Annotated in this window: 8 protein-coding genes and 1 pseudogene; 4 read left to right on the top strand and 5 right to left on the bottom strand. The window is 66.0% G+C overall.

What is annotated here, in order from left to right:
• From SE92_RS34585 to fliL, 5 genes and pseudogenes are all read right to left on the bottom strand, one after another.
• Positions 1-1,340 (bottom strand): annotated as a pseudogene (locus SE92_RS34585) (tetratricopeptide repeat protein); the annotation flags it as partial.
• A 103-nt stretch (positions 1,341-1,443) separates the two neighbouring features.
• Entirely contained in the window at positions 1,444-2,208 is a 765-nt protein-coding gene (locus SE92_RS34580; protein WP_063203257.1) for a MotE family protein, read from the bottom strand.
• A 25-nt stretch (positions 2,209-2,233) separates the two neighbouring features.
• Positions 2,234-2,680: a DUF6468 domain-containing protein gene (locus tag SE92_RS34575; protein ID WP_063203256.1), complete on the bottom strand. Its 447-nt coding sequence runs from the start codon at positions 2,678-2,680 to the stop codon at positions 2,234-2,236.
• Positions 2,677-3,879, bottom strand: a complete 1,203-nt coding sequence (gene fliM, locus SE92_RS34570) for a flagellar motor switch protein FliM (protein WP_063203255.1) — start codon at positions 3,877-3,879, stop codon at positions 2,677-2,679. The genes SE92_RS34575 and fliM overlap by 4 nt, the downstream gene beginning before the upstream one ends.
• Positions 3,880-3,908: 29 nt before the next feature.
• Complete coding sequence (fliL, locus tag SE92_RS34565) at positions 3,909-4,409, bottom strand: flagellar basal body-associated protein FliL (protein WP_063203254.1); 501 nt, start codon at positions 4,407-4,409, stop codon at positions 3,909-3,911.
• 377 nt (positions 4,410-4,786) lie between these two features.
• On the opposite strand from fliL, the gene flgF reads away from it, so the two are divergent.
• From flgF to flgH, 4 genes are read left to right on the top strand one after another with little or no spacing between them, the layout of a single operon-like run.
• Positions 4,787-5,548: a flagellar basal-body rod protein FlgF gene (flgF, locus tag SE92_RS34560; protein WP_063203253.1), complete on the top strand. Its 762-nt coding sequence runs from the start codon at positions 4,787-4,789 to the stop codon at positions 5,546-5,548.
• Positions 5,549-5,564: 16 nt separating this feature from the next.
• Entirely contained in the window at positions 5,565-6,353 is a 789-nt protein-coding gene (gene flgG, locus SE92_RS34555) for a flagellar basal-body rod protein FlgG (RefSeq protein ID WP_063203252.1), read from the top strand.
• A gap of 60 nt (positions 6,354-6,413) precedes the next feature.
• On the top strand, positions 6,414-7,547 hold the full coding sequence (flgA, locus tag SE92_RS34550) for a flagellar basal body P-ring formation chaperone FlgA (protein WP_063203925.1): 1,134 nt from the start codon (positions 6,414-6,416) through the stop codon (positions 7,545-7,547).
• 9 nt (positions 7,548-7,556) lie between these two features.
• Positions 7,557-8,321, top strand: a complete 765-nt coding sequence (flgH, locus tag SE92_RS34545) for a flagellar basal body L-ring protein FlgH (protein WP_063203251.1) — start codon at positions 7,557-7,559, stop codon at positions 8,319-8,321.
• The last annotated feature ends 38 nt before the right edge of the window (positions 8,322-8,359 follow it).

The following is an 8,359-nucleotide window of genomic DNA, read 5'->3' as shown; positions in this document are numbered from 1 at the left end:
CCGTCGCTGTCGCGGCGCGCGTCGACGCTGGCGATGCTCGGCTGCGGCGCCGCCGGCGCCTCGGCGGGTGCGGACTTTGTGGCTTCCTTGGTGGCTTCCTTGGCGCCTTCCTTGACCGGCTCCTTGGCGGCCTCTTTCGGCGCTTCAGCAGGCGCGGGCTTGGCTGGCGCGGCTTCGACGACAGCCGGCGCCGGCTTCGCGGCTTCCTTCACGGCCTCCTTCACGGCCTCCTTGGGCGGCTCCGGAGCGTGCGCAGCCTCCATCGCAGGCGCCGGCTTCGGCGCTTCAGCGGGCGGCATCGCCGCGGGCGCTTCGGGCTTCACGTCGATTTTGGCTTCGCGCGCGATCGTCTCCGAGGTCGGCGGCGCGATCTCGCGATGGGCGTCCTTCGGCTTCTCGGCCGCAGGCTTGTCGGGCGCAGGCTGAGGTCCGTGGCCGGCGGGCTTCATCTGCGTGATCGCCGCCTCGGGCGTTACCGCCGCCTTGCCCTTGTCGGGCTGGAAGGAGACGTCGACGACGTAGTTCTTCTCGTCGCGGAACGAATGCACGTCGGAATCGCCGATCAGCGCGATCTCGACATTGGTCTGGTCGATGTCGGCCTTCTGCTTGATCGAGGCGACGTTCGGCGGCGCCGCGACGACCGCGTCCGCCAGATCGAAATTGAGGTTGGCGTTGAAAGCGAGCGTGAGCTTCTGCTCGTTGAGCACGGAGGAGACGCCGACGCCGTCGGGCATCTCGAACACGAAGCGCACGAAGGTCGGCTGCACCGAGGCGCGCACGCGGATCTGCGGACGCTTCTTGCTCTCCGCCGCGGCACGCTGGGCGCGCAGTGCGCGCTCGGCCACACGTGCGCGCTCGGCGAGCTCCTTGACCACGTCCATGGGCAGGCTCGGCGGAGGCCCCTTCCAGCCCTCCGGCAGCAGGTCGACGAAGGTGCGCTCGCCGGCATTCATGGTGTTGACGGTGACGCGCCGCGCCAGCGACAGGCGGATGGCGCCGCCATCGGGATCGCGGCGCGCGGAGTTGACGTAATCGGGCGCGCCTTCCGGCACGCGGTCGACGGGAACGTCGACGGGCCGGTCGAAGCGGATGATGAGGATGGAGCCCGCGGTCGTCACCTCGGAGGGAACATCCTCGCCGAGCTTGATGACGAGACGGGCAAAGCCGCCACCGGCCGAAAAGCTTGCCTCGCCCCTGACGGCATCGGCCGCGCGGGCGGGCGCACCCCAGCCGACCAGCAGGCAGACCGCCAGCACTCCGGCTTTTCGGACATGACGCGACAGCCCCGGCGCCATTGCGCGGGCTCGCGACCACAATCCATCGGCAGCCTCTCGCGCCATTGGCGGCATGTCTTCCGTTGCGACGGTCCACGGCGGCACTGATGCCGGCCCCTGCCCTCGACTGTAAGGTTTTGCCAATTAAGGACTTCTTAAGTATGAGCCCTCAATTCGGCTTTTGCGTCGGCTTGCCGTCGATCTTCGGCAGTTCCGCGGCCGAGGCCGACTGATCGCCGCCGCCATTGGCCCGGCGGGCCATCTCGACCGTCAGCTTCTCGGCGGCCTCCGGCGACATCAGCCCCATGATGTCCGACATCTTCCGTGGCGCGATCGCCGAGGCGATCTCGATCAGCACGCCCATCTCCAGCCGGTCGAACACCCGCGCGGCGTCCTTGGGCTTCATGCCTTCATACATGGTGACGAGGCCCTTCATGCGCTGGGCTTCGGCGGCCTTCTGCTCGGCCTGCGTCGCGGAGATGCGGGTTTCCACCGCCTTCATCTCCTCGACCTTGCCTTCGATGCGCTTCTCGGCCGATTTGAGCAGGCTCTCGCGGATGTCGATCTCACGCTGGCGGGCCTCGATCTCCTGGCGGCGCGCCTGCAACCGTTCGAGGATCGCGCGCTCGGAAGCCGAGACTTGCGGCTGGCCCTCTTCGATCTTGACCACGGTGCCTTCCGGCTTGGTCTCGGGCGCGGCCGGCTTGGGCGCCTCCTTCGGCGCGCCATGGGTCGACCCGGTGATGATCTCCGGCTCCTCGCGCCCGGTCGGGAAGTTCAGATTCTCCTGCGCCCAGGATTTCTTGGCCTGGTTCGGCTTGTAGTCGAACACATAGCCGCCATTGATCACGAGGCCCGCGATCTTCAGCGTGGCGAGGCCCGCGACGGCAACCAGGACGACCGGGATGACGCGGATGTTACGAAACGATTTCATACCCTGACTTCATGCGGCAAGGGCTTCATGCGGCAAGCCCGTTGGATCGTCGGCGCTCGGAGAAGGCTTCGGCTGCCGCCGCTACCGCCTTCGCCGTCGACGGCTTGGCCGCGGGCGCGGCGACCGTTTCCGGACTGGTCATGGGGCGCGCGGCGATCGCGATCTTGGACAGCCGCCGCACCACGTTGTCGGCTTCGCCGAGCTGCTTGTAGAGCTGGTCCGACATCTGCGTCGCCGCGGCGAGCTGGCTGCCGAGGTTCTCGTTGACGTCGCGCACGGCGAGCTTCAGCCCGCCGATCGCGCGCTCGGCGATCTCCGTCGCGGTGATCAGCTCGCCGATCACGGCCTTCAGCGAATGCTCGTCCGCCTTCAGCCGCGTCAGCCGCTTGTTGAGCATGACGCAGTAGAAGATGGTCAGCATCAGCAGGATAGCCACCAGCGTCTCGATCGCCATTCCCAGGGAGTGGTTCATGGGGCCTCCATCATCTTGTTCTGCTCGTCAACTTTCTCGAACATCGCAAGTGTCGTACTTGGCTTGCGCAAGGGTTTCGTCACGCGGATCGCGACGCGGTCGCCGACCCGGCCCATCCGCCCCTCGGTCAGCGTGACGTCGCCGCAGCGCACCGTGACGTTGGCGTCCGCGCGCATGTCCAGCGGCAGCGTGTCGCCGACCTTGAGCCGCATCAGCTGCTTGAGCGGAATGTCGGCCTCGTAGAGCACGGCGTCGACGGCGATCTCGGCCTGGTTGATCTCGGTGGCGAAATGGCCTTCCCAGACCGGGTCGCGGCCGAACTTCTCGCCCATGAACATCTGGAGCAGGACGCCCCGGATCGGTTCGATGGTCGCATAAGGCAGCAAGAGCTCGATGTTGCCGCCGCGGTCTTCCATGTCGATGCGCAGGCGCACCAGGATCGCGGCGTTGGCGGGACGGCTGATCGCGGCGAAACGCGGATTGGTCTCGAGCCGGTCGATCGTGAAGGTCACCGGCGACAGCGGCCGGAACGCCTGCTCGGCGTCGGCCATGACCACCTCGACCAGCCGCTTGACCAGCTCGGTCTCGATCGTGGTGTAGGGCCGCCCCTCGATGCGGAGCTGGCTGGTGCCGCGGCGGCCGCCGAGCAGCACGTCGATCATGGAATAGATCAGGCTGGAATCGACCACCGCCATGCCGAAATTGTCCCACTCTTCCGCCTTGAAGACGGTGAGGACGGCGGGCAGCGGGATCGAGTTCATGTAGTCGCCGAAACGCACCGAGGTGATGCGGTCGAGCGAGACTTCGACGTTGTCGGAGGTGAAATTGCGCAAGCTCGTCGTCAGCAACCGCACCAGGCGGTCGAAGACGATTTCGAGCATCGGCAGACGCTCGTAGGAGACCATCGCCGAATCGATGATGGCGCGAATGCCGGAATGGTCGTCGAGCGCGACGTCGCCGACGGTGAAGCCGAGGAGATTGTCGATCTCCTCCTGCGACAGCACCCGCTCGCCGGAGTTCTTGCCGCTGCCGAGATCGCGGCTGCCGTCCTCGACCATGGCCGCCCATTGCAGGGCCATGGTCTCCGACAATTCGTTTTCTGCGGCAGCCTTCGCGGCCTCCGCGGGATCCTCGGAATCGAGCGACGCCTCCCATTGGGCGGCAATCGCATCCTGGTCCATTTGCTCGTTGCCGGCCATGACGCTAGCCCATCACCTTCCGCAAGCGCTCACTGGATCACGACTTCCTTGAACAGCACCGCGCTGACCTGGACCGGGGCGACCGCCGCGTTGACACGCTTGGTCAGCTCCTCCTTGAGGCGGAAGATGCCGGCAGACCCGTTGAGGTCGGAGGGGCGCAGCTCGCGCACATAGGTCTGGAAGATGTCGGTGACGCGCGGCATCGTCGGCTTGATCGCCTCGATCTGCTTCTCTTCCTTCAGCTCCAGCACGATCTTCAGCCGCAGATATTGCACGCGCTCGCCCGGCGCGCCGGCGAGGTTGACCATGATGTCGGGGACGTCGACGAAGGACGGTGGCTTCGGCGGAGGGGCGACTTCGGCATGATGCTCGTCGTCGCCGTGACGGAAGAAGAAGAACCAGGTTGCAGCACCGCCGCCGAGGACGGCGAGCAGGCCGACGGCCATGATGATGAGCTTCAGCTTGTTCTTCGGCGGAGCGGCTTCCGCGCCTTCAGCGGCCGCGCCGCCTTCCGCTTCATTCTCTGCCATGATCGCCGCGCCCGGATCTCTAAAAGGGGTCGAAAGAGCGAAGCCTCAAGACGGTGACGCGATACAAATGCCCCGGCGCAACGCGCTCCTTGTCATGGCAAACGCTACGGTAATAATGGTTAACGGAATCTTTCGATTGGGCTTCCGCTAGGAAAAATCTGCCGGGCAGACATGGCTAACAGAACCTTTCTGCCGCCCTCCCGCACCCCTCGAAAATTGGCAAAGCATTGAAATTACCCAACTTTCCAGGTTGGCACGGCTTTCGCTGAGGAAGGGCTGAGCCGAACGGTTTGGGAGAACCCGACGGTCTCGTTCACGGGGTCCGCCAAGGCGCTTGGGAGAGCGAAATGGCAGATCCCCCTCAGGGGAGATTTCCGATGCAGAACGCGCTTCTGATCGGCTTGTCACGGCAGATGACGTTGGAACGGCAGATGGATGTCGTCGCCAACAACATCGCCAATGCCAACACCAACGGCTTCAAGGCCGACCATTCGCTGTTCGAGGAGTTTCTCAACTCGAACGCGCGTGAGGACAATTTCATCGGCGCCGACCGCCGGGTCTCCTACGTGCAGGACCGCGGCACCTTCCGCGACGTCGGCCCGGGGCCGATGGAGATGACCAAGAACCCGCTCGACATGGCGATCAGCGGCGACGCCTATTTCGCCGTGCAGGTCAATGGCGGCGAGCGCTACACCCGCGACGGCAAGTTCTCGCTCAACGCGACCGGCCAGCTCGTCAACTCCGACGGCAGCCTCGTGCTCGGCACCGGCGGCCCGATCACCTTCCAGCCGACCGACCACGACATCAACATCGCTCCCGACGGCACCATCACGGTGCTCGAGGGCACCGCCAAGACCGACTCGATCCGCGGCAAGATCAAGATGGTGTCGTTCGACGATCCGGCCAAGCTGACCAAGCTCGGCGCCAATCTCTATGACACCGGCTCCGCGATCCAGCAGCCCGCCACCAAGTCCACCGTCGAGCAGGGCTACATCGAGAAGTCGAACGTGAATTCGGTCGGCGAGATGACCCGCATGGTCGAAGTCATGCGCAGCTACACCGCCATCGCCAATCTGCTGCAGCAGCAGAGCGACCTCCACAAATCGGCGATCGAAAAGCTCGCCGACGTTCCGGCCTGATTGAGGGAGAACTGAGATGCAGGCGCTTCACACCGCAGCGACCGGAATGGCGGCACAGGAACTCAACGTTCAGGTGATCTCCAACAACATCGCCAACCTGCGCACCACCGGCTTCAAGAAGCAGACCGCGGCGTTCCAGGACCTGATCTACGAGCACGTCCGCCGCGTCGGCGCGCAGGCCTCGGACCAGGGCACGATCGTGCCCGTCGGCGTCGACATCGGCGGCGGCGTCAAGACCGTCGGCACGCCGCGCAGCATGACGCAGGGCACCCTGTCGCAGACCGGCAACGATCTCGACCTCGCGATGTCCGGCGAAGGTTTCTTCAAGATCCTGATGCCCGACGGAACCTACCAGTACACCCGCGACGGCACTTTCCAGATGGACAATCAGGGCCGCGTCGTAACCGCCCAGGGCAACCCGGTGCAGCCGACGATCACGATCCCGCAAAACGCCTCCGGCATCACCGTGAGCGAGCAGGGCCAGGTCTCGGTGACGCTGCCGGGTTCGTCGACCTCCTCGATCGTCGGCCAGATCGGCGTGACGCGCTTCATCAACAAGGCCGGCCTGCAGCCGGTCGGCAGCAATCAGTTCACCGAGACCCCGTCGTCCGGCCCGCCGCAGGACGGCACCGCGAACGCCGAGGGCTACGGCAAGATCACGCAAGGCAGCCTGGAGCAGGCCAATGTCGACGTCGTCTCGGAGATGAGCGACCTGATCGCCGCGCAGCGCGCCTACGAGATGAACGCCAAGGTGATCAGCGCCGCCGACCAGATGATGCAATCGACCACGGCGCTGTTCCGCTGAGGCCAAGCCTGAAGCCAAGTCTGAAGCCAAGCCTGAAGCAATGACACTGAAGCAATGACGATGATCCGCACCGCCCTCGCCACCCTCTCCGCCCTTGTCGCGCTGGCCTTGCCGGCCGCGGCCGCGGACGATTTCATCGCCTCGCCGACGCTGCGTGCGAACATCACCGTGACCTCGGACGTGGTGCGGGTCGGCGATCTCATCGACAATGCCGGATCGGCCGCGCTGGTCCCGGTCTACCGCTCGCCCGATCTCGGCACCACCGGGACGCTGACGGTCGGACAGGTGCTGTCGGTGCTCCGCGCCAAGCAGGTGATCGGCGTGATGACCGGCGACATCAAGGAGGTCCAGGTCACCCGCCTCGCCCGCACGCTCGCGAGCAAGGACCTGGAAACCGCGGTCGCCTCCGCGCTCGAGCGTCGCTTCGGCCTCGGGGACGCCGCCAACATCACCGTCACCTTCGACCGCGGCGTCGCCGAGATGCGGCTGGATGCCTCCAACACCGGCGCGCTGCAGCCGGTCGCGACCCGCTACGACGCGCGCAGCGGCCGTTTCGACATCGCTTTCGAGATCGCCAACGACGCCAATCCGGCCCCGACCAAGCTGCGCTTCTCCGGCACCGCGATCGAGACGGTGGAAGTGGCCGTGCTGACGCGCGACATCGACCGGACCGATACGCTGAAGGCCTCCGACGTCGCGCTGGAGCGCCGGCCGAAGGCCGAGGTGACCGGCGAGCCGGCCTCGCGCGAGCGCAGCGTCGGCATGCAGCTGCGCCGCGCGATGCGCGCAGGCACGCCGCTTCGTTCCGCCGACATCGTCAAGCCCGAATTCGTGGTGCGCGACCAGGCCGTGACCGTCATATTCCAGGCGCCCGGCCTCTACCTCACCACGCGCGGCAAGGCGATCGAGAGCGGCGCCGAGGGCGACACCGTCAGCGTCCTCAATCTGCAATCCAAGCGCACGCTGACCGGAACGGTCACCGCTCGCGGCCAGGTGACGATCCAGGGCGCGAGCCAATCCGCGCCGATGGCGCCCGCGGTCGATCAGACCTCCTCACTCAAGCGCGACGAGGCGCCCGCCCCCGTCGATACCGCAGCACTCCTGCGGAACCTGGTACAGGCCCCCGCCTCGCCCGCCCAGATCGCAGAAGCCCAGATCCCGCAAGCTCGCGTCTCGCAAGCTCAAGCCAAGTAAGAGTTCGTCATGTCCGCTTTCAGTTCGGCTTCCCGTCTTCGTCGCATCGCGATCTCCGCCCTGCTGCTGGCTTCCTGTGCGCTGGGCGGCTGCTCCTCGATCGACCGCCTGTCCCAGATCGGCGAGCAGCCGAAGCTATCGGCGATCGACAATCCGACGACGCAGCCCGGCTACAAGCCGGTGCAGATGCCGATGCCGAAGCCGGAAGTCGCCTCCTACAATCCGAATTCGCTGTGGCGCAACGGCAGCCGCGCCTTCTTCAAGGACCAGCGCGCCCGCCAGGTCGGCGACCTCCTGACCGTGACCGTCAACATCACGGACAAGGCCAACATCGCCAACGAGACCCAGCGCAGCCGCACCAATTCGGAAGATTCGGGGATCACCGACTTCATCGGCGCCAAGACCCTCGGCGCGCAGGCGCAGAAGGTGCTGCCCGGTCGCATCCTGACCGCGGACTCCTCCGCCTCCAGCGACGGCAAGGGCTCGGTCAACCGCACGGAAGCCCTGCAGACCAACGTCGCCGCGGTGGTCACGCAGGTGCTGCCGAACGGCAATCTCGTGGTCGAGGGCAAGCAGGAGATCCGCGTCAATTACGAGATCCGCGAGCTCGTGGTCGCCGGCATCGTCCGCCCCGAGGACATCCAGAGCGACAACACCATCGATTCAACCAAGATCGCGCAGGCCCGCATCGCTTATGGCGGCCGCGGCCAGATCATGGACGTGCAGCAGCCGCGCTACGGCCAGCAAGTCATGGACGTGCTGCTGCCCTTCTAAGCTTCTCCCGAGCTCCCACATCGTGTTCGCGAACCTAG

It is taken from the genome of Bradyrhizobium sp. AT1, assembly GCF_001590795.1.
In the GTDB taxonomy this organism is placed as follows: Bacteria; Pseudomonadota; Alphaproteobacteria; order Rhizobiales; family Xanthobacteraceae; genus Bradyrhizobium.
The sequence above is the reverse complement of the archived record's forward strand: the minus strand, read 5'-3'. Positions and strand labels throughout refer to the sequence as shown.